This window comes from Nocardia brasiliensis IFM 10847 (assembly GCF_000710915.1).
Taxonomy (GTDB): domain Bacteria; phylum Actinomycetota; class Actinomycetes; order Mycobacteriales; family Mycobacteriaceae; genus Nocardia; species Nocardia brasiliensis_A.
The window spans coordinates 1-23234 of record NZ_BAUA01000190.1 but is presented as its reverse complement, the minus strand read 5'-3'; the positions used below and the strand labels follow the sequence as shown (position 1 = coordinate 23234).

Below are 23234 nucleotides of genomic sequence, written 5' to 3'. Positions count from 1 at the left end.
CGACGAACGTTCCATCTGTGTGTCCTGAAAGGCTTCTGGCACATGGCCGTTCGGCTATGGCCGATGTCCCGTCGTTGACGGAATCCGGCCGCGGCCGGAGAGTGATCCTATGCGGACAATCGACTGGGTCGACGGAAAAGTAATCATTATCGATCAAACGTTGCTGCCACATCGGGAAGCGGTCGTCACGGTGAGCACCGCCGCGCAGCTCGCGGGCGAGATCGCCCGGCTCGCGGTGCGCGGCGCGATGGCGCTCGGTGTAGCGGGTGCGTTCGGTATGGCGCTCGCCGCGCTGCGGGCCGCGGAAGCCGGCGAATCGATCGAGCGCGCACTCGATGCGGCCGCCGTGACCATGACCGCCGCACGACCCACGGCAGTCAATCTCGCGTGGGGCGTAGAACAGGTGCGAACGGTTCGGGACGGCGGTCTGGACGCGGTCCTCGCCGCGGCGTTGGCCGTGCGAGACGCTGACGTTTCCGCCAATCGAACGATCGGCGCGCGGGGCGCCGACCTGCTAGCAGGCGCCCGCCGGATTTTGACGCACTGCAACGCGGGTGCGCTGGCCGGTGTCGAATGCGGAACCGCGCTGTCGGTCATCGGCGCGTTGAACGCGGCGAACCGGCTGGAGCTGGTGTACGCCTGTGAAACTCGGCCGCTGTTGCAGGGCAGCAGGCTCACCGCGTGGGAACTCGGCCGGGCCGGGATCGCGCACACCGTCATCGTGGACGGCGCGGCCGCGGGGATCATCGTGCACGGCCGGGTCGACGCAGTGGTAGTCGGTGCGGATCGGATCGCGGCCAACGGCGACGTGGTCAACAAGGTCGGCACGCTGAGCCACGCCTTGGCGGCACAGCGCGCGGGGATCCCGTTCGTCGTCGCCGCGCCCGAAGCGACGCTCGATCCGACCTGCCCGACCGGTGCCCAGGTGCCGATCGAGGAGCGTGCCGCGACCGAGGTGCTCGAATTGAACGGTGCGCGCATCGCTCCCGCGACGAGCACCGCCCACAATCCGGCGTTCGATATGACACCCGCCGATCTCGTCGCCGCGATCGTCACCGAGGATCGGGTGATCACGCCGTCGGGTCAGTCGGTCGGCAGGGTCAGCGTGCAGTAGCCCCGGTATCGCCAGAGCCGGGCGGATCCGCCGAGCTCGGTGAGCGTGGCGACCACCGCGTATCCCGCCACGGTTCCGTGCGCGAGTTCCACCAGTTCCGCTGCGGCGGAGAGTGTTCCGCCGGTCGCCAGCACGTCGTCGACGAGCAGGACGCGTGCGGACGGGGGCAGGACATCGCATTGCAACTCGAGCGCCGCCCGGCCGTATTCGAGGTCGTAGCTGACGCGGTACACCCTGCCCGGCAGCTTGCCCGATTTGCGGGCGAGCACCAGCGGGCTGCCCGATTCCTGGGCCAGCACGGCACCGAAGACGAAGCCGCGCGCTTCTACCGCCAAGACGATGTCGAAGGCGCCGGCGAAATGGCGGATCGCCGCCCTGGCGATCCGGGCGGTCATCGTGGGGGTCGCGATGACCGGGCAGAGGTCCTGGAAAAGCACACCGGGCGAAGGGAAATCGGGATAGGCCCGGATGAGGTCGGCGACGTCGGCGCGGAGCCGGTCGTCGGTGCGGTCTGGGGTGGTCGAATAGTCGACGGTATCGGACATGACGAATCCTGCGGTCTCGGGAGTCGGGAAGGGAATCACCGCAGCTGTTTTCCGGCGAAGAGCGCGACCCGGTCCGCGGTGTCGCCGGGTACGCCCGCGGGGTCCGACATGACGGCGTGCCGCATCGCGTCGGCGCACTCGCAGTCGCGCGCCGTGCCGTCGGACGACGCGGCGAACTTGCGGATGATGTCCTTGGCCGTCGCGATGTTGGCCCGCATCACCGACGCGACCATATCCGCGGTGACGGACGGCCCTTCGGTGCGCCAGCAGTCGTAATCGGTGACCAATGCCAATGTGGCGAAACAGATTCCGGCCTCTCGCGCGAGTTTGACCTCGGTGGCCGCGGTCATGCCGATGATGTCGGCACCCCAGGTTCGGTAGAGCCCCGATTCGGCTCTGGTGGAGAACTGCGGCCCTTCGATGCAGACGTAGGTGCCCGCGCGATGCACGGACGCACCGGTCGACGCGGCGACGTCGGTCAGCGCGGCGCGCAGCACCGGGCAGAAGGGGTCGCCCAGCGGCATGTGGGCGACGAGGCCGGTCCCGAAGAAGGTGGATCGGCGGTGCCGGGTCAGGTCGATGAGCTGATCGGGCACTACCAGATGGCTCGGCTCGATCTCGTCGCGCAGACTGCCGACGGCGCTGATGCTGAGGATGCGCTGGACCCCGAGTTGCTTGAGCGCGTGTATGTTGGCCGCGGCGGGCACTTCGGCCGGCAGGTAGCGGTGGCCGCGGCCGTGCCGGGCGAGGAAGGCGATGGGTCGCCCGTCGAGCACGCCGACGCCGACCTTGTCGCTCGGGTCGCCGTAGGGCGTGGTGAGGGCGACTTCGCGGCGGTCGGCGAGCGTTTCCAGGTCGTACAACCCGCTGCCGCCGATGATGCCGAGTTCGATTTCTGCCGCAGAGTGAACCATGGTATCCGTCCCGGAGTTTTTTTCTGATTTAGGCGCGCCTGAACTGTCTGACAACGATATTCAGGATATCGGCGGGCCGATCCGTCCCGCGATGTGCCGATCGGCGCAATTTGCTACATATTACGGTGTGTCACCAATTGCTTGCCGTCGTATCTTCTGGTTGCCCCGCTGATCTGCGTTGTCTTGGACGGTACGTCGCCCTATCGTCAGTACGGACAGTGGTCGAGCATTTATGGAGTTGGCCGTGACAACTGAATTCTCTTATCGGGTCGCCGATCTATCACTTGCCCATTTCGGGCGCCAGGAAATCGAACTCGCCGAGCACGAGATGCCGGGCCTCATGGCTCTGCGCGAACAGTATGCGAACAGCAAACCACTGACCGGTGCCCGGATTTCCGGTTCGTTGCACATGACCGTGCAGACCGCGGTGCTGATCGAAACCCTCACGGCGCTCGGCGCCCAGGTGCGCTGGGCGAGCTGCAATATTCTGTCCACGCAGGATCACGCGGCCGCCGCCACCGTCGTCGGGCCGTCGGGCACGGTCGAGGCCCCGCGGGGTGTCCCGGTGTTCGCCTGGAAAGGTGAAACCCTCGACGAATACTGGTGGGCGACCGAGCAGATGCTCGACTGGCCCGACGGCGCGGGTCCGAACATGCTGCTCGACGACGGCGGTGACGCCACGATGCTGGTGCATCGGGCGGTCGAGGCCGAAAAGGTGGGCGCCGTAGCGGATCCCGGTGCCGAGCGGTCGGCCGACGACGAGGTGATCGATGCGCTGCTGCGGGCCTCGCTGGCCGCCCACCCGCGCAGGTGGACCGACCTGGCCGCGGGTATCCGCGGTGTCACGGAGGAGACCACGACCGGTGTCCACCGGCTCTATCAGATGGCGAACAGCGGCGCGTTGCTGTTCCCGGCGGTCAACGTCAACGATTCCGTCACCAAGTCGAAGTTCGACAACCGGTACGGCATCAGGCACTCGCTGATCGACGGCATCAATCGCGGCACGGACGTGCTGATCGGCGGAAAGGTTGCTGTCGTCTGCGGTTACGGGGACGTGGGCAAGGGATGCGCGGAGGCGCTGCACGGGCAGGGGGCCCGCGTCGTGGTGGTGGAGATCGACCCGATCTGTGCCCTGCAGGCCGTGATGGACGGTTTCCAGGTGGCCACGCTCGACGACGTGGTCGCGTTCGCGGACATCTTCGTCACCGCCACCGGGAATGTGGACGTGATCACCGCCGACCATCTCTCGGCCATGAAGCATCAGGCGATCGTCGGCAATATCGGCCACTTCGACAACGAGATAGACATGGCGGGCCTGGCTCGGATCGCGGGCGTGCGCAAGGAGAACATCAAGCCGCAGGTCGACAAGTGGATCTTCCCGGACGGTCATGCCGTGCTCGTCCTGTCGGAGGGCAGGCTGCTCAATCTCGGCAACGCCACCGGCCATCCGTCGTTCGTCATGAGCAACAGTTTTGCGAATCAGGTGCTGGCTCAGATCGAACTGTTCACCAAGTCGGCGCAATACCCGGTAGGTGTGTACACGCTGCCGAAGCGACTGGACGAAATGGTCGCGCGTTTGCATCTGCCCGCTCTCGGCGCCCGGCTCTCGACCTTGACGCCTCGGCAGTCGGACTATCTCGATATTCCGATCGAAGGTCCGTATAAACCGGAGCAGTACCGCTACTGACGCCCGCCCGGGCGGCTACCGGGCATCGAGATTTCCGCCCGCGGAGGTGGCGGAATTCACCGCAAAGTAATACAGAAGGAGCGGGTCAGTGACAACAGCAAATGGTCGCCGCCCAATTATCGCTTTCATGAGCGACCTCGGCATCACCGATGATTCGGTGGCGCAATGCAAGGGGTTGATGCTCAGCGTGTGCCCGGATGTCACGATCGTGGACATCTGTCACACCATGCAGCCGTGGGACGTGGAGGAGGGCGCACGGTACATCGTCGATCTGCCGCGCTTGTTCCCCGAGGGCACGGTGTTCGCGACTACGACATACCCGGCGACCGGCACCACCGCGCGCTCGGTCGCGTTGCGGATCGCGCACGCCTCCAAGGGCGGCGCCCGCGGACAGTGGGCCGGTTCGGGCGCGGGCTTCGAACGGAAGGAAGGTTCCTATATCTACATCGCGCCGAACAACGGCTTGCTCACCACGGTCATCAAGGAGCACGGGTATCTGGAGGCCTACGAGGTGTCCTCGCCCGAGGTCATTCCGGAGCAGCCGGAACCTACCTTCTACAGCCGTGAGATGGTCGCGCTGCCGTCGGCGCATCTCGCCGCCGGCTTCCCGCTGGAAAAGGTCGGGCGACGCCTCGCCGACGACGAGATCGTCCGATTCGAACGCAAGGATCCCGAACTCGTCGCCGACAACGAACTCCTCGGGTACGTGACCAACATCGATCATCCGTTCGGCAACGTCTGGACCAACATTCATCGCACCGATCTGGAGAAGCTCGGTGTCGGGTACGGCACCGAGCTGCGGATCACCCTCGACGGCGTGCTGCCGTTCGAGTTGCCGCTGAGCCCGACCTTCGCCGACGCGGGGGAAGTCGGCGCGGCGGTCGCGTATCTGTCCAGCCGCGGCTATCTGGCGTTGGCGCGCAACGCGGCGAGTCTGGCCTATCCCTACAACCTCAACGCCGGTATCAGCGTGCAGGTCAAGGTGGACTGATCCAGCACTGTCGGCGGTCGGCTGGACAAGTTCCGGCAGGCCGCCGGCATCGGCCTGTAAGGAGGGTCAAATGTCGCTGTCCCGTGGCGATTTCGCCAGTCTGTTCGCCGCGCTGATCATCATCCTCGTCGCCGCCCACCTGGGCGCGCAGATCTGTGCGAAACTGCGCCAGCCGCCGGTAATCGGGGAGATCCTCGGTGGATTGTTCCTGGGGCCCACGGTGTTCGGGCAGGTGGCGCCCGGTGTGGCGAGCCAACTGTTCCCCGCCGACGGCGTCGTCCATGCCGGAATCCAAATGCTCAACGAGTTCGGACTGCTGCTGCTGATGTTCCTGGCCGGGCGGGAGGTCATGACCTATCGCAATCCGGGCAAACAGCGCACCGTGGCGGCGCTGGCCGCAGCCGGGCTGGTGATTCCGATGGTGCTCGGGGTCGGGGTGGCCCTCGCGCTCGACCACGCCGACTACTCCGGCCCGCACGGGACCGATGCCACCTTCGCCCTGATCTTCGGAATCGCCTTCGCGGTCACCAGCATTCCGGTCATCTCGCGAATAATGCTCGACCTCGGGTTGCTCAACACCAGTTTCGCCCGGGTCGTCCTCGCGGTCGCGCTGCTCGAGGACGTCGTGTTGTATGTGGCGCTCGCCGTGACGTTCAGCCTGGTCCAGAGCGACCAGAAGACGTTCGGGCTCGGCTCGCTACTGCACCTGGACGGTACGGGTGCGATGGCGTATCAGGTGATCGTCAGCCTGGTCTTCATATCGGTGCTGCTGCTGGCCGGCAAATGGTTGTTCAACCGGCTGGCCATGAGCAGGGCGAATCTGATGGCGAAGGCGAGCCCGATCGCGTTCCGGTTGGTATTCGCACTCGCGCTGGTTCTGGCGTGTGTATTCCTCGGGATCAACGCCATCTTCGGCGCGCTCTTGGCTGGGATCGCCTCCTCCGATGTCACCGCGCCGCACGGTAATAGAAAGAATGCGCCGGTGCCGGACGCGGGCGCGTGGGATACGATCAAGAGCTTCTCGCTGGCGTTCTTCATCCCGATCTACTTCGCCGGTGTGGGCATGCAACTCGATCTGGCACGCAATTTCGACCTCGTGTTCTTCGCCGTCTTCTTGCTGACGGCAACCGCGGTCAAGGGGCTCAGCATCTGGGCCGCCGCGCGCGCGGCGGGCGAATCGAACCGGCAAGCGAAGAATTTCGCCGTCGCGCTGAACGCGCGTGGTGGCCCGGGAATCGTGCTGGCCACCGTCACGTTGTCCGCGGGCCTCATCAACGAGGAATTCTTCACGAGCATCGTGGTGCTCTCCATCGTGACGTCCTCGTTGGCCGGCATGTGGCTGGATTACGCGTTCCCGAGAACACTACGTCCGGCGCCGCTCGTCCGGGCCTCGAATCATGGTGCGACGACACCGCACAACGGTACCGCGGCGACCCACGGCGGTACCGGCGCGGCCGATCATGTGGTGGGGGCCGAGGAGGCGCCCGGGCCCAAGTCGTAGTCGAACGGTGCGCAATGGGTGACCTCCACGGCGAAACCGTCCGGCTGCGACCGGTCGATCTGTCGCTCGCCCTTGTTCTGCGCGACGACATGCGCGAAGGTCGGGGCGAGGACGGGATCGTCGGCCGCGTGCGCGGGCCGGAAGAAGCGAACCAGTTCGGCGAGCGCCGTGCGGGCATACGCGGTGTTGAGTTCGTGCGTGGCATCGGACAGCACGACGATGGCGGCCGACGCGTGGTCGCGCAAGGCGTACTCCACGGCGCGCGGATCGACCCAGGAGTCGCGGCTGCCCTGGACCGCCAGCATCGGCACGGAGCCGAGCGATCGGACATCGGCTCGGGTGGATTCGGTGGTGTGCCAGCCCAATTCGATCAACCGCTGGACGAACCGCCATTTCACCTCGTGGTCGAGCACGAGCGCGGTGCGGTCCGGGTCGGTCTGCTCGCCGCGCAGCCACTGCCCGATGAAATCCTGGTCGTTGGCCGCCGCGATGGTGGCCCGCAGGTCGACCACGGCTGAGATCGCGCCGATCGCGACCGGACGCCGACTCGACCGGGCGGCCGTCGCGAATGCGATGCGCGCGGCGATACTCGCGGTGAACAGGGCGGCGGGCCCGCTGCGCGGGCCGCAGCTCGCGACCCAGTCGTGCACCAGCGCGAGGTCCGCGGCAAGGGCATCGGGGGTCAAATCCCGGATAGTTCCGTCGCTTTCGCCTACATGATTGGTGGGGTCGTAGCGAATGACATCGAACCCGTTGAGGAGAAAGTAGAGGGCGATGGCACGGCCGCGCCGCATCACCGTGCCGAACGGTGGGACCACGATGACTCGTCCGACCGGATCGTGGTTGTCGGGCTGGTATTGGTGCAGGCCACGCAGCATGCCGCGCGGGGTGGGCAGTTCGAACCACTCCGAGCGCACGGTCACCGGAGTGGTCGAACGGCGTTGTCCTACTGGTGCGGTCGTCATCGGATGACCTCGGCGTCGAGTCGTAGGGCGCAGCCGCGAGTTTCGGCCGTCGTGATGCGGCGCAGCACGGTGAGCACCGCGGAGTCGTTGCCGCACGGGCAGCTGCCCTCGCGCGATACCGAGCCCAGATCATCGGTCGCCACGAAGCCCGGATAGCTGGTGGGGGAGGCGTCGCAGAACGCGAGCACGCCGACCTCGCCCGGCGGCAGCGGCCGCATCGTCGCCGGGTCACGTGCGCTCGTGTGCAACCAAGCGGGCAGATGTTTGGCGCGGAACCGGCATTCGAACAGCACCGTGTTCAGCTCGACCGCGTTGTAGCAGTCGCGGATCGGCGCTTCGCCGGCCAAACCGAAAGCGGCCGTAACGAATTCCTCGAAGTCCCGCCGCGACATCGCCGTCGTGTTCGCGCGCTTCCAGCCGCCCGCGGTGATGACGAGACCATTGCGCGCGCCGAGGCGGGGATCGATGCCGCGTTCGCGCAGTGCTGCCGCGAGATCCCGGACCAAGGCGGGTGGTCCGACGATCACCGGCCGGTCGATCGACTCGTCGAGCAACGCCGCGATCACCTCATCGATCCGGAAAATGCCTGCGGTGACGCAGAATCGGGTGGGATGCAGCAGATCCACGATGCTGAGTACGTAGGAGAACCAGAGATCGCCGGCTTCAGTGGTGTCCGGACCGAGCACGAACAGCTGCCGTTCGATCTCGGGATTCGGTAGCGCGAGCCGGCTACCCTGTTCGATGCTGCCGACAAAACGCTCCAGTGTGGTTCCGTCGCGATATATCCGGCTTTTCGTACCTCGGGTGCCGCTGCTGGTGCAGACCTGCACCACTTTTTCGGGCGCGCAGCTCGAAACGTCGCGACGCTTGAACACCGAGGCCGGTATCAGCGGCAACGACTCGATGAAACCGGGCCGGTCCAGCCGGGCCGGCGACCATTCATTGGCTTCGGCATAACGCCGGTAGGCTGCGCAGTACTGCCAGTGGTGGCGGACCGCGGCGCGCATCACTTCGTCGCGGAGTTCCTCGAGCTCCGCCCCGGCGAGTGTGAAAGCATCGTCGCGCTGATGGATCAGATCATCGATCGCCCGAATAGAGTCGATGACGGTGACCTTGGCGTGCGTAGTCATGGTCTGCCCTCGATCGGCGGCCGGTCAGTCGATGATGTTGATGCAGCGTGACGGGCATTCGGCCGCGGCGCGGTGCACCTGCTCTTCGTGTTCGCCGGGCACGAGCAGCGCGTTGTGCGCGCAGTCGGCGCCGATGTCGGCCTTCACGTAGGCCACATACTCGTCGTCCGTCGCGAACACCGCCGCAGCGTGTTCACAACACAGCTCTGCACCTTGGCAGAGCGCGCGTTCGATCCACACTCGCATTTCCAGGGCTCCTCGTGCCAGACTTTTCGGCCAGTTCGTGCTCCCTTTCCACCAAACGGGAGTTTCCACGGCGCTGTCAATACTCCCTTCAGCACATCTGTCACGATTCGCTCGCCGAAAACAGTCGCCTGGTAACGCAATTCGTACGACGGCGCGGTATTCACCGGGCCGCCGGTCACATGCGTTCTGTCACTTTCGGTTTATCGCGTCAGCGAAAATTCGGTGATAGTTTCGGCGCAGTGCTCCCCAGCAATTCCCGTACGCACCGCGTACCTCCGATTGGAGCCGATCGTGTCGATCGAAACCATCCCGACGAGCACGTCTACGCTCGATGACGTCGCCGGACTGTTGTCCTGTTGTGCCGCAGAAGATTCCGCGAACTCGGTGCGGGATCTGATCCAGGCGGCGGGCGCCACGCTGATCTCCAGCAGGCATCATTGGCTGCGCTTCGACGGAACCTGGCACGGCCGCAAGGAGTTCCGTGACGCGCTGACCGCGGCCGAGGCCCGTCCATACGAGACCTGGACCGAGGCCGACGCGGAACTCGTCCTGGGGCTGGCGGTGCTGCGGCGCGCCGGGATCGGCCTCGAACAACTCGCCGGTGAACTCTCCCTGCGGTCGGTGCGTGCGGTGCTGGCGCAACGGCTGGACGGCTACCTGCTGGCGATCGGCCAGCCGAGGACGCTGGATCACCTGTCCCTGCTGGAACTCGCCGACCGCACCCGGAAGGTCCGGGAATACGTCGAACGGGACTACTTCAGGTACTCCGTGATCGACGGCGCGAAGTGGCATCGCACAGAGGGGCTGCTCGCCCGCGCACAGGTGAGTTGGACCGAACTGCCCGGCCGGGTGGTCGAGGGGTTGACCGCCATCGCACCGGGCCTGCCCGACACCCGCGTCGCCGCACGCTGGCTTCCCGCGGCCACCAGGCAATGCCTCACCGCCCGTGGACAATCCAAGGATCTCGTCGATGCGCTGATGCGGTGCGCAGTGCGCGATCGCGCCCTCGCGGTAGACCATGTGACGGTCACCTGCGTGCGCGGGGTGCTGCTCGATCGCCCCGGCGAGCTGGACGCGTCCGACCAGTTCTTCACGCATACGGTGCTCGACGACGGCCTGGCCTTGGCCGGCTTCGCCGAGCAACTGGGGCACGAGTCGGAGCAGCGCCTGCGCGCGACATTGCGGGCCCGGATGATCAAGCTGAAGCGCAAAGCGGTGGTGAACTATTTCGGCGACGGTTGCCTGCGCGGCGAATGGGTCGAGAAGGCCGCCGACAACATGATCTTCTTCAACGAGGACACCCACTACCGCGGTCATCAGACCGTCGGGTGCTCGACCGGCGGTCGTTCGGCGTTCGAGGTGAGTTACCGCCGTGATCGAGCCGAACACACACTGCCGCCGATGATGGGCGACTTCCGGGTGGTCCGGTTGTCCCATGATCCCGAGCGCCGCTTCGCGGTGGACAACCTACGCCACGTGATTCGATACGCCCAGTGGGTGCGACTCGTCGTGCAGGAGACCTTCCGCGCGGGCGGTGTGCTGGAGCTGCTGCCGAGCGAAACGGCCCGGGGTGCCGTATGCCCGAGGTAGCGCTGCCGATCGTCGTGAACGGCGAAACGGTGGCTGACAGCGGGGTCGAGCCGCTGGTCGTCACCTACGAATCGGGTTGGCGGATCACGATTCCCCGGCCGACCCCCGCACTGGTCGGGGACGTGCTGAAGACCCGACGAGACGCGCTCGCGCAGCTGCACCTGGACGAGATCACGGTCTTCCTCGAACGGGTCGGCCGGTTGTGGGGCGATCGCGGTTATCCCGGCCGCCGCGCCGCCGTCGCCCTGGCGGCGCAGATCACCGGATACCACGAGACGATGATCGAGGACGACTACACGCGGGTAGCGCGCGCCTGTGCGCGCGCCAAGCTCTACGACATCGTCGAGACGGACCTGGACAATCCTCTGCTGCTCGATGATTGGCTGCCCCGGCAGTCGATCTTCTTGCGGGCGTTGCCCAAAGGGCGCGTACTGCATTTGATGGTCGGCAATGTTGCGCTGGCCGGGTTGTTCACCGTGATCCGCGGGTTGCTCACGAAGAACGTGACCGTCGCGAAACTGCCGCGCCGCGATCTGGTCTCGACGCTCGCCTTCGCCCGTACCTTCGCCGACGTCGACCCCTGGCATCCGCTCACCCGTGCGCTCTCCGTACTCTACTGGCCCGGCGGGGATCCGGTGGAGCAGGATTTCATCGACGCCTCGGATGTGGTGTGCGCGTGGGGAAAACACTCCTCGATAGCGGCGATCAAGCCGCGGATACCGGTCGGGACCGAGCTGGTGGAGTTCGGCCCGAAAGAGAGCATCGCCCTGATCGGTGCCGACGACGGCAGCTGGGCCGACGTCGCGGTGCGTGCGGCGTACGACCTGAGCGTCTACGAGCAGCAAGCCTGCTTCAGCCCACAGCGGTTCTTCGTCGAAGGCGACGGCGACGCCTTCGCCGCCTCGCTCGTGCGCGGGCTCGAGCATGTGGCACAGCGGCTTCCGTGCGGTTTCCGAACCGTCGACGCACAGGCGCACATCACCCGGGCGCGGCAGGAGGCCCGGTTCGACGGGTACCGGGTCCGCCAGAGCGCCGGGTCCGAGTGGACGGTGGTGACCGTCCCGCCGGGGGAGACGCCGGTACTGGAACACCCGCTGGGCCGGACCGCCTACGTCTATTCCGTCGCGCGACTGGCGGACGCCGTGGCGGCGGTGCACCGGGACACGCAGACCGTCGCCGTGTATCCGTGGCGTCGCGGCATGGAGCTCGGGCGCGAACTCGCCCTGGCCGGCGCCTCGCGCGTCACCGAGGTGGGCTTGATGAGCAGGCCGCGCCCCGGGTTCGTGCACGACGAGATGCGTCCGCTGCACTCGCTGGTGCGCTGGGTCTCGGTGGAACGCGGTCTGGACTATCGAGGTCGCTTCCGCGCCGCGGACCAGGCCGAGTTCGAGCAGCAAATCTACGGTCTGCCGGTTCGTGATCCGGGTAGATGACGATGGGAGACAAGACGATCAAGACGGCGGTGCTCGGTGCGGGCGATGCGGGCCGGGCGCTGGCGGCAGTAGTGGCGCGGGCCGGATGCGAGGTCCGGCTCTGGAACCGGACCGCGGCGCGCCTCGCGGATTTCGAGGCCCTGACACTGACCCTGCGCGACCCGGACCCGCATACGGTCCGCCTCGCGGCGGTGTCGACGGATCTGGCGGCGGTGTGCTCGGGCGCGGATCTCGTGCTGGTCGCGGTTTCCGCCGCCGCGCATCGTGACCTGGTCACGGCGTCCTGGCCGGCGCTGCGGCAGGCTGTCGCGGTCGTGCTCGTGCCCGGCCACACCGGCGGCGTCCTGGAGGTCACCGCTGCGTTGCGCGACCGGGTGGGCTGGTGTGAGACCGCGCCCGGCCCCGCTGTCGCCGAGATGGTCCTGCCGTTCGTCTGCCGCGGCGAAGGATCGTCGACCGTCCGAATCTTCCAGTACAAGAAGGATGTTCCGCTCGGCGCGCGACAGCGGCGGCATGCGGACATCGCCCGCGACCTGCTGGTGCGGAGTTTTCCCGCTGTCCGCAGCGCCGGCTCGATCTGGGAGTCGAGTCTGGCCAATGTCACGGCCGTGCTGCAGCCCGTTGTGGCTCTGGCCAATCTGGCGCGGCTCGACCACGGCGACCGGCATCGTTTCTATGCCGAGGGGATATCGGCCGGGGTCGCGCGGATCATCGAGGCCGCGGACCGGGAGCGGGTGCTGCTCGGGCGCGCGGTGGGTGTGCAGTTGCCGACCGCGCTCGAATGGTTCGGGCAGACCTACGATTGCACCGCATCCAGCTTGGCCGACACCCTGCGTGCTGTCCCGGGATATCGGTCCATCCTCGCCCCGTGCGGTACCGACCATCGATTCCTCGACGAGCACGTGCGGACCGGTACGGTGCCGTTGGCAGCGCTCGCCGCGCTGGTCGGCACGCCGCACCGGCAATTGGACGCGATCGTCACGATGGCCTCGGCCGCGACCGGCCGCGAGCTGTACCGAGACGGTCGGACGCTGCACCGGATGGGCATCCGATCGCGGACGGACATCATGGCTCTCGCGGGGTCGCCGGCCTCCGCGACCGAGGGTGCGGCGAGATGATCGAGACATCGGCCACGCCGGAATTGCGCAAACAGGTCGTATTGGAGTGTCGTGCCTGCGGATACGGTGTCGCGGCCGGGTTCGTGCCGCGGTGCCCCCGCTGCGCGGGCGCCACCGATGTGTTCTACGACCTGCCCCGGGCACGGATCCGCGACGACGGCAATCCGCTCGTGCGCTGGTTCGACCTGTTGCCGCTGAAAGACTTTCGGCACGTCGTGTGGCTCGGTGAAGGCAACACCCCACTGCTGTGGGCACGTGAACTCGGGCGCTGGGCAGGTCTGGACTATCTGTACCTGAAGGCGGAGAACGCCAACCCGAGCGGGACCGCCAAGGACCGGATGGCGGGGGTCGCCATGCCGTTCCTCCTGCAGCAGGGCGTGACCGAGTTCGTCGTCTCGTCCACCGGCAACAGTTCGACCTCGATGGGCCGGTGCGCCGCGCGCCTGCCGGAGGTCACGCTGCACATCTTCGGCGCCCGGGACTTTCTGGACCGGATCGATGTGCCCGACGCGCCCAATGTGCGGGTGTATTGCGTAGACGCAGACTATGTCGGTGCGGGCGCGGCGGCGGCACGGTTCGCGGCCGAGCGCGGCCTGCCGTTCGAGAGCGGCTTTTTCAATCCGGCGCGGCGCGAAGGCCTGAAACTCGCATATCTCGAGGCGTTCGACCAACTGGCGCCGCGCGCACCCGACGTCGTCGTGCAGGCGGTGAGCAGCGGGATGGGGGTCTACGGTGCGTTCAAAGGCGCCACCGAATACGTGGCGCTCGGCAGGCTGGCGCGGGTGCCCAGCATCGTCTGCGCACAGCAATCGCGGTGTGCGCCGATGTACGAGGCCTTCCGGGACGACTCGGCGACGATCCGCCCCGAGCACATCAACCGGCGCCCGAGCGGTATCGCCAAGGCCATCCTGCGGGGCAACCCGGCGGATTCCTACCCGTTCGTTCACCGGATCGTGCAAGCGACGGGCGGTGCCTTCGAAGCCGTGGCGGACCAGGAAATCCTCGCGGCCAGACGACTCGTCTGGGACCTGGAAGGGGTGGACGCGTGCCTGACCTCGTCGGTGGCCCTGGCCTGCGCGATGAAGCTGGCGCGGGCCGGCCGGCTGAGTCGCGACACCGTGACGCTCGTGAATGTCACCGGTAGGGAACGGTCGCCGGCCGCGCCGGCCTATGTGGACTATGTCTAGGGAGGAAAGCCGGAGATGAGATTCGACATCGTACTGAGCGTCGCGCAGCGGCCCGGGATCGGTCAGCGGGAAACGTTCGCGGCCGCGATACAGTCGGCGCAGTGGGCCGAGGAACTCGGCTATTCCGGAATATGGCTGCTGGAACACCATTTCACCAACTACAGCCTGTGCACCAACGCCCTCAACATGGCCTCGTTCCTGCTGGGCGGATCCGAGCGGATCCGAGTCGGCTCCGCGATCACCATCGTTCCGCTGGAGCATCCGATCAAGCTCGCCGAACGAGTCGCGATGCTCGATCATCTCAGCGGCGGTCGTTTCGATTTCGGCATCGGCCGCGGCACCTACGCCCGGGATTTCGAAGCCTTCGAGGTCGATATGACGGTCAACCACCGTGCACTGGTCGAGACCATGGACCAGGTGGTGCGGGCGTGGGGCGAAGAGCCGTACGTGATCTCGTCGATGGACGGCGCCCTGGACGCGGTGCCGGTGCAGCCGAAACCGCTGACGCGGCCGCATCCGCCGGTCTACGTCGCCTCCGGCTCACCGGACACCGTCCGATGGGCGGCCGCGCACGGATACCCGTTGCTGATCCGAGAAGCCATGCCTGACAACGAGAAGCGAGCACTGCTGGCGCGATACCGCGAAACGGCAAGACAGCACGGACAGTTCGACCCGGCCGCTCGGCACGCGTTGACCTGCATCGTCGTACTGGATGATGCGGACGACCGCGCCGCGGACACCGTACGCGAGCACGTGGGGTGGTGGGTCGCCGAGGGCGCGACCGCCAACGGGTTGCTGGCGCGTCGGCACCTGCTGCCGAATTATCGCACCTATTTCGAGGCGGTCGACGCGGGCCGCAAGGCCGGGGGCCGGGACGCGTCCGGCGTGGTCGAGAAGATGATTCCGCTCAATCTGGTCGGCACGCCGCAGCGCTGCCGGGACCGCCTCACGCAGCTGTACGAGTCGACCGGACTCGGGCACTACATACTCGCCTTTGACGCGAATCCACCAGGGGAGCCCACCTATCGGGCGATGCGACGCTGCATGGACGAGGTGCTGCGACCCGTCGCCGCCGCGTGCGAAGGGACGCTCGTACCGTGATCACCGACCGTTCGGACTATGACGTCGTCGTGCTGGGCGGTGGGCTGGCCGGGCTCAGCGTCGCCCGGCAGGTGCTCTTGCGCAGACCGGAAACCACCGTCCTCGTGGTAGAGCGGGTGCCGCATCCGGTCCGCGCGGCCGCGCACAAGGTGGGCGAATCCACGGTCGTGATCAGCGGCACCTACTTTGCGGAAACGCTGCAACTGCGAGAACATCTGGAGCAGGCCCAGATTCGCAAGACCGGCCTGCGATTCCTGCCGTCCGTTTCGGTCCCGCCACCGCCGCTGTCACAGCGCGCGGAATCGGGACCCAGCGGGTTCTTCTACGCGGCGGCGACCTTTCAGCTCGATCGCGGCGTCTTCGAGAACGCGTTGGGTGAGATCGTCGCAGCGACCGGTGCGGAATTCCGGCACGGGTATCGCGTTGTCGACGTTCGCCTGAAATCGGGTGCGCCGCACGAGATCGTGATCGCGCGAGCGGGCGCTGGACAGACCGTGCAGGCGCGGTGGGTGATCGACGCCACCGGTCGGCGCGGCTTGCTCAAGAGCAAACTCGGACTGCGCAAGGACAGCCCGCACAACTGCGACGCCGTCTGGTTCCGGCTGAGCGAGATGATCTGGATGGATGACCTCGTCGAGGAAGAGGTGGGCACCTCCGCGGCTGCCAAATCTGCCTGGCGAGAGAGGGTTTCGGAAGGATTGCGCTGGCGGTCCACCAATCATCTCATGGGCAAGGGCTATTGGGTCTGGCTCATCCCCTTGGTGTCGGGGTCGATCAGCGTCGGTATCGTGTCCGACCCGCGGTATGTGCCGTTCGAAGAGATCGGCACGTTCGACGCCGCGCTCGACTGGCTGACCCGGCACGAGCCCGAGGTCGCGCGCGCCGTCGCCCGGCACCGGGAGTCGTTGCAGGACTTCAAGCGGCTGCGGCACTTCGCCCATAGTTGCGCGCAGGTGTATTCCCGCGATCGGTGGGCGTTGACCGGCGAAGCGGGTGTCTTCAATGATCCGCTGTACTCGCCCGGCAGCGATTTCATCGCGATGTCCAATACCTTGGTGACCGATATGGTCGTTCGCGACCTCGACGGGGCGGCCATCGATGACCTCGCGGCGCGACTGAACGACTTCTACCTCGAGGTGTACGACACCTTGCTGCCGGTGTGGACCGATCAGTACAGGCTGATGGGCAACCCGCAGGTGTGGTTCGCGAAGCTGATCTTCGACCGGTATCTGCACCATGCGTTCTTGGGCCTGCTGATCCGCAGCGACACCACCGACGCCTACGCACCCGCGGTCATCGGCGCCGAGTTGGCCGACTTCCGGCTGTTGAACGAGCGCATGCAGGCCTTCTTCCGGGAATGGGATGAGCGGGAACCGGGGCGCGATCACTGTCACTTCTTCGATCACACCGGCACGCCGGCCCTGAAGTCGTCATTCGGTACGTCCGGCGACCACGGTCGGCTCGGCTCGGCGGAGATACGTCGTCGGCTCGGCGCCAACCGGCGCGTCCTCGAGGCCATGATGCAGGTGATCATGGCTCGCGCGGCGACCCGCATCGGCTTCCCGACGGACGCGTGCGACATCGATGCACGCACGTTCACGTTGCGCGATCTGCCGCTGGCAGGCAAGCGCGCCGACGGAGGTCAGGACGCGGTACACGAGTTCATTTCCGAGCTGTTGCAGGACAATTGGTTGCCCGTGAGCCCAGTCGAGGTCGCCGGGTAGCGGAGCCCGGGAACCACTTCTGCTCCTGCCTGTCGCGGCCGGGAGGTCGAAACGCGCCGACCTGGTGTTTGCCGACCACATATCGCGGTAGTCGGCGAATACACGGCAGGGTGCAACGAGAGGAGTGGTCATGGGATTTCCTGAACAACAGCAGCCGGTTCCCGGCGTGCAGGCACGGATGGACCCGGTGCCGGACTGCGGGGAGGACAGTTACCAGGGGTCGGGCAAGCTGGCCGGCAAGGCGGCCGTGATCACCGGTGCCGACAGCGGTATCGGGCGCGCGGTCGCGATCGCCTTCGCGCGCGAAGGCGCGGACGTGGTGCTCTCCTATCTGAGTGAAGACGAAGACGCCAAGGAAGTGGCCGAACTGGTCGAGCAGGCCGGGCGCAAGGCGGTGCTGGTGCCCGGCGATCTCGCCGAGCCGGGACAGTGCCGGACGGTCATCGATCGGGCCGTGCAAGAGTTCGGGAAGATCGACGTCCTGGTCAGCAACGCGGCCTATCAGATGACGCACGAGACGTTGGAAGAGATCAGCGACGAGGAGTTCGATCACACCTTCCAGGTGAACGTCAGCGCGTACTTCCGCTTGGTCAAGGCCGCGCTGCCGCACATGCAGCCGGGCGCGTCGATCATCGGCAGTTCGTCGGTCAACTCCGATATGCCCTCACCGACCCTCGCGCCCTACGCGGCGACGAAAGCGGCGATCGCGAACTTCTCCGCGAGCCTGGCCCAGCTGCTCGGCGAGCGCGGGATCCGGGTGAACAGCGTTGCGCCAGGACCGATCTGGACGCCGCTGATCCCGTCCACGATGCCGCCGAAGAAGGTGGCCAACTTCGGCGACGACGTGCCGCTGGGGCGTGCGGGCCAACCCGCCGAACTCGCCCCGGCCTACGTGCTGCTGGCATCCGAGGACGGCAGCTACATCTCCGGCGCGCGGATCGCCGTGACCGGCGGCAGGCCGATCCTTTGATCGCGGTGGATTGAGTCGAACGACTCCGGGTAAGCGCCGAAGGTCAGCCGCAGTCGCAGCTCGAAAGGTGAATAACTGTGTCAGAACATGGAAGTGGCCCCCGCGAGGGCGTCGAAGGTGTCGTCGAAGACGTGAAAGGCAAGGCCAAGGAGGCCGCCGGTGTGGTCACCGGTGACGAGAACCTCAAAGGTGAGGGCAAAGCGCAGCAGGACAAGGCCGAATCCGAGCGCGAGGCCGCGCAGAAGGAAGCCGCGGCGGAGAAGGCTCGCGCGGAAGCCGATGTGAACGAGGCGCGTCAGGCCGGACATCAGCACAACTAGTCGTCGCACCGCCTGTGCCGCGTTGCCGGTCAGCGAAACCCGCTGACCGGCAACGCTGTTTGTGCGTCACGGCCAGCTGGTCAGACGGAACGTGTCGACCAGGTGGCGCAGGCCGGGCCGGGCGGCGCCGCGCTGGCGTGCCGCGCCGGTGCCGTGGCGTTCGACATTGCGTAACAGGCGCCTTGCCACGGCGGTGTCGTCGGCGGCGGTGAGCGCGTCCGCGATCCATGCAACGAGTGAACGCAGCATCAGTATCGCGGGCACCCGGATCTCTTCGATCGGATCGACGGCCGGGCCGGCCAAGCCGTAGCGCGCGGCAGCCCAGATCGCCGCGGCGCCGACCTGATCGTCGATGCGGGGGCCTTCCACGCCCTCGTCCAGCTGGTTCAGGGCCGTCTGCACCAGACCGCGGGTGAGCACCGCCTGCAAGATCGCGTCGTCGACGGTGGCGGCGGTGTCGGCGGCGCGGACCTCCACGGTGGGGTACACCTTCGACGGGCGGGCCAGCCAGAACGACATGTGATCGTCGACGAGCGCACCACATTCGATGAGAGTGGCGATCCGTGCGTCGTAATCGTCGGCCGAACGCGCGTAGGGCGGCAGTCCGGCACCGGGAAAGCGGGCCTGCTCGGCGATCCGCCAGGAGCTGTAACCGGAGTCGCGGCCGCGGTGGAACGGTGAATTCCCCCCGACCGCAAGCAATGTCGGCAACCACGGCCGCAGATGATTCACGACGGCCACGGCGCGCTCCGGATCGGCGACGCCGATGTGCACGTGTGCCCCGCACGCGGTGTAGTCGCGGAGCGCGCCGCGGTACCGATCGTGGATCCGGGCAGAGCGGCCCGAGTCGGGCAGCGGAGTGTTGTCGGCGATCGGATGCGGTGCGGTGCCGACCGGCAGCACCGTTACGGCGCACGCGTCGCCCGCGGCGGCGAGCGCGGCTCTGGCGCTGCGCAATTCGCTCGCCAGCGCGGTCATGCTGGTGTGGATGCCGCTGATCGTCTCGATCTGCGTCAGCTGCAGTTGCGGCTTGAACCGGGCGCTGTCGGCAGCCTCGAGTTTGTCCGTCAGCCAGCCGCAGACCGCGTCGAATTCGGGTACCGGCCGGCCTTCCGCGTCGACCAGAAGAAATTCCTCTTCGAAACCTACCGTGAGTGCTTGCATTCGATCGAACTCCTCGCCGATCCGGACAGGTGCACGCCCTCCGGCGAGACCACCTCCGGTGACCGCTGTTGGCCGTGCTTTACCCGGGCCTGCGCAAAAGATGCGCGGATCGGCGAAACCTGTTGTGCGAGACCTTACAGAGTGCTGCGAGTGTGCCGCCACCCGGGGCGGTTCCCCACTCGCCGACTGGGGTTTCTCCGTGCCGACGCACCAGCTTAATCTCCGCACAGAAGAACGACATGGCTCGCGGTGGCCGTGGTCGCCGCCCAAGACTAGGAAAGTCCATGAGCAGTTTTCGCAATATTCTTGCGTCTCTCACCGTGGCGGCGGTCGGTGGATTCTCGACGCTATTCTTCTGTCCGGTGACGGCGAATGCCGCCGATGATTCCCCCTACTATTGGGATGTGCCGGTGCCGTCGCGGGCGCAGGTGGAGATCATCGAGAACGCGGGGATCGAAATGGTGCCCGCCGGACCGGGCAAGGTGACCATCGCGGTCGACGAGGCCGGTGCCCAGGCGCTGCGCGCGAAGGGGCTGACCCTTACCAAGAAGGCGCCGGTCTACAAATCGGACCCTACGGAGCGGCGGACTCCTGATGCCACCTATTACGGTGGCTATCACACCGCGGCCGATCTGCTTCGGCATGCGACCGATACCGCCGCCAAATATCCCGGCATCGCGCAGGTGCACAACATCGGCAAATCGTGGCTGGCCGACCGGGGCCGGGGCGGGCACACGATGAACGTGATCTGCCTGACCGGCACGTCCGCGGGGACCGATGCGGAGAAAGCCGCCGCGAAAACCACGATGAAACCCGTCGGGTGTGATCTGGCGCCCACCACGCGCAAACCGCGATTTCTGCTGACCGCGCAGATCCATGCCCGCGAACTGGCCACCGGTGAATTGGCGTGGAAGTGGATCGATTATCTCGCCACCGGCTACGGCACCGATCCCGCGGTGACCTCGATCCTGGACAACACCGAGGTCTGGGTGGTCCCGGTGACCAACCCGGACGGCGTCGACGTCACCGCCAGCGGCGGTAATCGGCCCAAGATGCAACGCAAGAACGTGAACAACAGCGCGACTCCGGCGTCGTGCTCCGTCGTCGACGGTTCCGGTCAAGGCCCCGGTGTGGACCTGAATCGCAATTTCACCGTCCGCTGGGGCGGGGACTCCCGCAACCCTTGCTCGCAGACCTATCAGGGTCCGCGGGCGGCCTCCGAACCGGAAACTCAGGCGATTCAGAAGCTCTATGCGAGCCTGTTCACCAACCAGCGGCCCAGCGGCGGCGGTGACGTTCCGCAAACCGCGACCGGCATCGTGATCGATCTGCACGCGTACGGCAACTACGGAATCATCCCGAGCAATGCCACGAGCCGCAATGCCACGCAGTTGCGCGCGTTGACGAAGAAGATCGTGCCCAGCGGATTCGTCGTCGGCACTTCGGAGGAAACCGTCGGATACTCGACCACCGGAACGACCGACGACCAAGCCCACGGCGCATTGGGCTTGGCCGCCATCACCATCGAAATCGGCCCGAACAGTTCGGGGTCGTGCGGCGGTTTCATGCCGCGCTACTCGTGCGTGGAAAGTACCTTCTGGCCACAGATGAAGAAGGCGTTCAGCACCGCCGCTCAGCTGGCGAACGCGCCTTACAAGCAGGGCGGGCAGACGTCCTGATCGGCTCGTCGTCCCACCGGTCTGGTCGAAGGGCGGCCCGGGCCGGTGGGCCTTGTCGTGTCGGCAGGATCCCGAATAGTTCAGCGGGACAACTGGTGTCGTGGGTGTCTAGGGCGTGGGGGCTTGCGTGAGCTGCTGTGCGAACCACTCGGTGAGGGCGGTGTCCACTGCGCGGGCTCGGGCGGATTGGGGCGCGGGAGCGAGGCCGGGTTCGTCGGCCAGCGGGTGGGCGAGGCCGGGGATGGGGCAGAGTTCGGCGCGCGGGCCGATGGCGGCGACGAGACGGGCGGCGTCGGCGCGGAAGGCGGGATGGTCGAGTTCGCCGCTGACGACGAGCAGGGGCGCGCGGTCGGCAAGGCGCGCGGCTTCGGTGACGAAATCCAAACTGTCGACGGCCTTTTCGGATTCGGCATCATAGGCATACTCGCCGGGGAACAGGTCGACCACCGAACGCATGCGGATGGCGCCGTTCACGATCGCGGCGGCGAAGACCGGAATGTCGGTCGTGGTGAGCACGTTCAGCGCGACGGCTCCGCCGAGCGAACCGCCGAGTACGCCGATCGGGCCGTCGTCGACCGGCAACTGCTCCCGCAGATCCGCGAGGGCGGCCGGGAATTCCGCGGTCGCCTGCTGCGCGAACGGGTAGAGGAAGGACATCAGGGGGTCTTCGTTGAAGAGGGCGACGATGGCGTCGGTGCTGCCGTCGACCATGCGCGCCCCGCACATCGGCATGCCGAGATGCACCCGCCAGGCGGGCAGGCCCGCCATCGGCAGGGCGGCCGCGAACGCGGCGTCGGTGCGGGGCGCGTCCAGCATGTGCCAGGTGACGATCATCGGCGCGCCGGCGGCGTCCCCGGACGGCGGTAGAGCGGTGAACGGCACACCCGCGGCCGTGCCGGTGATCGGTGAAGTCATGCGCCCACGCTAGAGCGCTCGCCGCGTCGCGGGAATCCCTTGCGCTATAAGCGAAACCAGCGTGTCGCTACCGCCCGTCGCGAGGCTCACAGCGGCGGGGCGCCGGGTTCCAGCAGGCGTTTGGGGTGCATGCCGTCGACCTGGCCGATGAAGGGCGGGTGGATGCTGTATCCGAGCATGCGGCGGATGTCCTCGGAGACCGCGCGGACGGTGTCGCGGGTGGTCGAGAGGGTGAACGCTTCCTGCGGTCGCAGCCAGGGTTCGCAGTATTGGGCGGTCAGGGCGAGGCGTGGCTGCGCCGAACGGTTGGCGCCGCCGCCGTGCCAGAGGGTGCCGAGGAAGAACACGCAGGAGCCCGCGCGCATCACCACGGGTTCGCGCTCGGATTCCTCGGGCACGCGATGCCCCCACCGGTGACTGCCCGCGATGATGTCGGTGGCGCCGTTCTCGGCGGTGAAATCGTCGATCGCCCAGATCGTCGCGGCGCCGAGTGCGGCACGCGGGCGCGGCAGCGGGTAGAAGCCGTCGTCGGTGTGCAACATCTGGGCCTGCTCACCCGGCAGGATGTTGATCACCTGAAGCATCGACAGCAGGTAGTTCGGCAGGAACAAGCGATCCAGCAGCGCGAGTACCCGCGGATGGTCGGCGATGCGGTCGCAGGTGCGCGTTTTGTTGAGCACGCTGTAGATCCGCTGGGTGGTGTGCCCCTCGAACTTGTTGCGTCCGTGCTGATCCAGCAGCGGCACGACCGCCGCACGGATTTCCTCGAGTTCCTGTGGGCTCAGCAGGTCGGGCAGGATGACGTAGCCGTCGCGGTCGAGTGCGGCCAGGTCGGCCGCGCAGGTTTGCGCATCGATGCTCGCGCCGCTGCTCGGGGTGCGGCGGTACGTCCCGGCCAAGTCTCCGCCGAGGTCCGGCAGGGACCGACACCTCGGCGCTC

21 protein-coding genes are annotated in these 23234 nt (G+C 67.0%); 13 read left to right on the top strand and 8 right to left on the bottom strand.

Going from position 1 to position 23234, the window contains the following annotated elements; genetic code table 11:
* Window positions 1-109: 109 nt before the first annotated feature.
* On the top strand, window positions 110-1114 hold the full coding sequence (gene mtnA, locus NBRGI_RS37090) for an S-methyl-5-thioribose-1-phosphate isomerase (RefSeq protein WP_029901971.1): 1005 nt from the start codon (window positions 110-112) through the stop codon (window positions 1112-1114).
* Here the strand turns inward: mtnA and NBRGI_RS37085 are convergent.
* Both NBRGI_RS37085 and mtnP read right to left on the bottom strand, forming a co-directional pair.
* Window positions 1084-1659 carry an adenine phosphoribosyltransferase gene (locus NBRGI_RS37085; RefSeq protein ID WP_029901968.1) on the bottom strand — a complete coding sequence of 192 codons (576 nt, stop codon included), beginning with the start codon at window positions 1657-1659 and terminating at the stop codon, window positions 1084-1086. The two genes, mtnA and NBRGI_RS37085, sit on opposite strands and share 31 nt — an antisense overlap.
* A gap of 35 nt (window positions 1660-1694) precedes the next feature.
* Window positions 1695-2573: an S-methyl-5'-thioadenosine phosphorylase gene (mtnP, locus tag NBRGI_RS37080; protein ID WP_029901966.1), complete on the bottom strand. Its 879-nt coding sequence runs from the start codon at window positions 2571-2573 to the stop codon at window positions 1695-1697.
* A gap of 232 nt (window positions 2574-2805) precedes the next feature.
* On the opposite strand from mtnP, the gene ahcY reads away from it, so the two are divergent.
* The 3 genes from ahcY to NBRGI_RS37065 all read left to right on the top strand — a co-directional run bounded on the left by ahcY (window position 2806) and on the right by NBRGI_RS37065 (window position 6752).
* Window positions 2806-4260: an adenosylhomocysteinase gene (ahcY, locus tag NBRGI_RS37075; protein WP_029901964.1), complete on the top strand. Its 1455-nt coding sequence runs from the start codon at window positions 2806-2808 to the stop codon at window positions 4258-4260.
* A gap of 127 nt (window positions 4261-4387) precedes the next feature.
* Complete coding sequence (locus tag NBRGI_RS37070; RefSeq protein ID WP_029901962.1) at window positions 4388-5251, top strand: adenosyl-fluoride synthase; 864 nt, start codon at window positions 4388-4390, stop codon at window positions 5249-5251.
* Between the two features lie 70 nt (window positions 5252-5321).
* Window positions 5322-6752 carry a cation:proton antiporter gene (locus NBRGI_RS37065; RefSeq protein WP_029901960.1) on the top strand — a complete coding sequence of 477 codons (1431 nt, stop codon included), beginning with the start codon at window positions 5322-5324 and terminating at the stop codon, window positions 6750-6752.
* Here NBRGI_RS37065 and NBRGI_RS37060 read toward each other — a convergent pair.
* From NBRGI_RS37060 to NBRGI_RS44620, 3 genes are read right to left on the bottom strand one after another with little or no spacing between them, the layout of a single operon-like run.
* Window positions 6710-7717 carry a hypothetical protein gene (locus tag NBRGI_RS37060; protein ID WP_081878389.1) on the bottom strand — a complete coding sequence of 336 codons (1008 nt, stop codon included), beginning with the start codon at window positions 7715-7717 and terminating at the stop codon, window positions 6710-6712. The genes NBRGI_RS37065 and NBRGI_RS37060 overlap by 43 nt on opposite strands.
* Window positions 7714-8847 carry a LuxE/PaaK family acyltransferase gene (locus NBRGI_RS37055; protein WP_029901956.1) on the bottom strand — a complete coding sequence of 378 codons (1134 nt, stop codon included), beginning with the start codon at window positions 8845-8847 and terminating at the stop codon, window positions 7714-7716. The genes NBRGI_RS37060 and NBRGI_RS37055 overlap by 4 nt, the downstream gene beginning before the upstream one ends.
* Window positions 8848-8871: 24 nt before the next feature.
* Window positions 8872-9093: a ferredoxin gene (locus NBRGI_RS44620; RefSeq protein WP_036562228.1), complete on the bottom strand. Its 222-nt coding sequence runs from the start codon at window positions 9091-9093 to the stop codon at window positions 8872-8874.
* A 291-nt stretch (window positions 9094-9384) separates the two neighbouring features.
* On the opposite strand from NBRGI_RS44620, the gene NBRGI_RS37045 reads away from it, so the two are divergent.
* From NBRGI_RS37045 to mbp1, 8 genes are all read left to right on the top strand, one after another.
* Window positions 9385-10683: a hypothetical protein gene (locus NBRGI_RS37045; RefSeq protein ID WP_029901955.1), complete on the top strand. Its 1299-nt coding sequence runs from the start codon at window positions 9385-9387 to the stop codon at window positions 10681-10683.
* Window positions 10671-12116: an acyl-CoA reductase gene (locus NBRGI_RS37040; RefSeq protein ID WP_029901953.1), complete on the top strand. Its 1446-nt coding sequence runs from the start codon at window positions 10671-10673 to the stop codon at window positions 12114-12116. The genes NBRGI_RS37045 and NBRGI_RS37040 overlap by 13 nt, the downstream gene beginning before the upstream one ends.
* Window positions 12117-12118: 2 nt before the next feature.
* Window positions 12119-13234, top strand: coding sequence for an NAD/NADP-dependent octopine/nopaline dehydrogenase family protein (locus NBRGI_RS37035; RefSeq protein ID WP_029901951.1), 1116 nt, complete (start codon window positions 12119-12121; stop codon window positions 13232-13234).
* Window positions 13231-14421, top strand: coding sequence for a threonine synthase (locus NBRGI_RS37030; RefSeq protein WP_051728323.1), 1191 nt, complete (start codon window positions 13231-13233; stop codon window positions 14419-14421). The genes NBRGI_RS37035 and NBRGI_RS37030 overlap by 4 nt, the downstream gene beginning before the upstream one ends.
* Before the next feature lie 15 nt (window positions 14422-14436).
* Entirely contained in the window at window positions 14437-15522 is a 1086-nt protein-coding gene (locus NBRGI_RS37025) for an LLM class flavin-dependent oxidoreductase (protein ID WP_029901948.1), read from the top strand.
* The gene (locus NBRGI_RS37020; protein WP_051728322.1) at window positions 15519-17246 is read left to right on the top strand and encodes an NAD(P)/FAD-dependent oxidoreductase; all 1728 of its coding nucleotides are present in this window, start codon (window positions 15519-15521) and stop codon (window positions 17244-17246) included. The genes NBRGI_RS37025 and NBRGI_RS37020 overlap by 4 nt, the downstream gene beginning before the upstream one ends.
* A 130-nt stretch (window positions 17247-17376) precedes the next feature.
* Window positions 17377-18216 (top strand): glucose 1-dehydrogenase, encoded by an 840-nt coding sequence (locus NBRGI_RS37015; protein WP_029901944.1) that lies wholly within the window; start codon window positions 17377-17379, stop codon window positions 18214-18216.
* A 77-nt stretch (window positions 18217-18293) separates the two neighbouring features.
* Window positions 18294-18536, top strand: a complete 243-nt coding sequence (mbp1, locus tag NBRGI_RS37010) for a microaggregate-binding protein 1 (RefSeq protein ID WP_029901942.1) — start codon at window positions 18294-18296, stop codon at window positions 18534-18536.
* Between the two features lie 66 nt (window positions 18537-18602).
* Here mbp1 and NBRGI_RS37005 read toward each other — a convergent pair whose 3' ends face one another.
* Window positions 18603-19700 carry a carboxylate-amine ligase gene (locus NBRGI_RS37005; RefSeq protein WP_063726359.1) on the bottom strand — a complete coding sequence of 366 codons (1098 nt, stop codon included), beginning with the start codon at window positions 19698-19700 and terminating at the stop codon, window positions 18603-18605.
* A 74-nt stretch (window positions 19701-19774) separates the two neighbouring features.
* Here NBRGI_RS37005 and NBRGI_RS37000 point away from each other — a divergent pair, with 74 nt between their 5' ends.
* Window positions 19775-21379, top strand: coding sequence for a M14 family zinc carboxypeptidase (locus NBRGI_RS37000; RefSeq protein ID WP_235211236.1), 1605 nt, complete (start codon window positions 19775-19777; stop codon window positions 21377-21379).
* Window positions 21380-21487: 108 nt separating this feature from the next.
* Here NBRGI_RS37000 and NBRGI_RS36995 read toward each other — a convergent pair whose 3' ends face one another.
* Window positions 21488-22294 (bottom strand): alpha/beta hydrolase family protein, encoded by an 807-nt coding sequence (locus tag NBRGI_RS36995; protein ID WP_029901936.1) that lies wholly within the window; start codon window positions 22292-22294, stop codon window positions 21488-21490.
* Window positions 22295-22380: 86 nt separating this feature from the next.
* Window positions 22381-23214: a phytanoyl-CoA dioxygenase family protein gene (locus tag NBRGI_RS36990; protein ID WP_029901934.1), complete on the bottom strand. Its 834-nt coding sequence runs from the start codon at window positions 23212-23214 to the stop codon at window positions 22381-22383.
* Window positions 23215-23234 lie beyond the last annotated feature (20 nt).

Excerpts from the sequence above, each read along its gene's own strand:
- mtnA (WP_029901971.1), top strand. The coding sequence starts at position 110 with ATGCGGACAATCGACTGGGTCGACGGAAAAGTAATCATTATCGATCAA.
- NBRGI_RS37085 (WP_029901968.1), bottom strand. The coding sequence starts at position 1,659 with ATGTCCGATACCGTCGACTATTCGACCACCCCAGACCGCACCGACGAC.
- mtnP (WP_029901966.1), bottom strand. The coding sequence starts at position 2,573 with ATGGTTCACTCTGCGGCAGAAATCGAACTCGGCATCATCGGCGGCAGC.
- ahcY (WP_029901964.1), top strand. The coding sequence starts at position 2,806 with ATGGAGTTGGCCGTGACAACTGAATTCTCTTATCGGGTCGCCGATCTA.
- NBRGI_RS37070 (WP_029901962.1), top strand. The coding sequence starts at position 4,388 with ATGAGCGACCTCGGCATCACCGATGATTCGGTGGCGCAATGCAAGGGG.
- NBRGI_RS37065 (WP_029901960.1), top strand. The coding sequence starts at position 5,322 with ATGTCGCTGTCCCGTGGCGATTTCGCCAGTCTGTTCGCCGCGCTGATC.
- NBRGI_RS37060 (WP_081878389.1), bottom strand. The coding sequence starts at position 7,717 with ATGACGACCGCACCAGTAGGACAACGCCGTTCGACCACTCCGGTGACC.
- NBRGI_RS37055 (WP_029901956.1), bottom strand. The coding sequence starts at position 8,847 with ATGACTACGCACGCCAAGGTCACCGTCATCGACTCTATTCGGGCGATC.
- NBRGI_RS44620 (WP_036562228.1), bottom strand. The coding sequence starts at position 9,093 with ATGCGAGTGTGGATCGAACGCGCGCTCTGCCAAGGTGCAGAGCTGTGT.
- NBRGI_RS37040 (WP_029901953.1), top strand. The coding sequence starts at position 10,671 with ATGCCCGAGGTAGCGCTGCCGATCGTCGTGAACGGCGAAACGGTGGCT.
- NBRGI_RS37035 (WP_029901951.1), top strand. The coding sequence starts at position 12,119 with ATGGGAGACAAGACGATCAAGACGGCGGTGCTCGGTGCGGGCGATGCG.
- NBRGI_RS37030 (WP_051728323.1), top strand. The coding sequence starts at position 13,231 with ATGATCGAGACATCGGCCACGCCGGAATTGCGCAAACAGGTCGTATTG.
- NBRGI_RS37025 (WP_029901948.1), top strand. The coding sequence starts at position 14,437 with ATGAGATTCGACATCGTACTGAGCGTCGCGCAGCGGCCCGGGATCGGT.
- NBRGI_RS37015 (WP_029901944.1), top strand. The coding sequence starts at position 17,377 with ATGGGATTTCCTGAACAACAGCAGCCGGTTCCCGGCGTGCAGGCACGG.
- NBRGI_RS37005 (WP_063726359.1), bottom strand. The coding sequence starts at position 19,700 with ATGCAAGCACTCACGGTAGGTTTCGAAGAGGAATTTCTTCTGGTCGAC.
- NBRGI_RS36995 (WP_029901936.1), bottom strand. The coding sequence starts at position 22,294 with ATGACTTCACCGATCACCGGCACGGCCGCGGGTGTGCCGTTCACCGCT.